The organism is Mesorhizobium sp. WSM4837 (assembly GCF_055811435.1).
Genome location: NZ_JBVVQE010000220.1, coordinates 1 through 768, shown reverse-complemented (window position 1 = coordinate 768; position 768 = coordinate 1). Strand labels below are relative to the sequence as shown.

Below are 768 nucleotides of genomic sequence, written 5' to 3'. Positions count from 1 at the left end.
CTTGTGTGAGACGTCAGGCGGTTGCGCAGGTCACGGCTTTCCACTGCGCCATTGCGCGGATCCGATGGATGTGGATGGCGAGGGCTGAGTTTTTCTGGTGCGGGGGGACGAAGAGATTTCGGAGTGCCGAAAAGATCGATATGAACCGTTGCAAGCCGCCGACGGAGCGAAATCCCCGCATCATCCGCTCCCGTTTTCGAAGCGGCACGTGAGAATTCTCGGCTCGATTGTTCAGGCCCTTGTGCGATCGATGTTCGACGGCGGGCATCACCTCCCGTCTTGCAGCACCATATGAGCGCAATTTGTCGGTGACGATCCGCTTCGGCGTCAGGCCTTGCTTCTTCAGCAGCCTGACCAGCAATCGCCTGGCGGCTTGGGTATCGCGGCGGGCTTGAACGATCTCGTCGAGAACGTAACCGTCTTGGTCAACGGCACGCCAGAGCCAATGTTTGCGGCCGCCGATGGAAATCACCACCTCGTCCAGATGCCAGATATCCTTTCGCGAAGGCCTCTTTCTGCACAACTGCCTGGCATAAGCCGTTCCGAATTTGCGACCCCATCTCCGGATCGTCTCATGGGAGACGACGATACCGCGCTCCAGCAGCATCTCCTCGACCATCCTCAGGCTCAAAGGGAACCGAAAATACAGCCAGACCGCACGGGCGATGATCTGCGGTGGAAAGCGGTGGTTCTTGTAGCTTACGGCCGGACTGTTCATCCCAACCCATTATCCGACAACCGTTAAGCCGCTGACAACGTGACATCACC

General features: G+C 58.2%; 1 pseudogene. It reads right to left on the bottom strand.

The features are described 5' to 3' along the window. Positions 1 to 13: 13 nt before the first annotated feature. A pseudogene (locus AC0L3D_RS36820) lies at positions 14 to 764 on the bottom strand (IS6 family transposase). Positions 765 to 768: the final 4 nt, after the last annotated feature.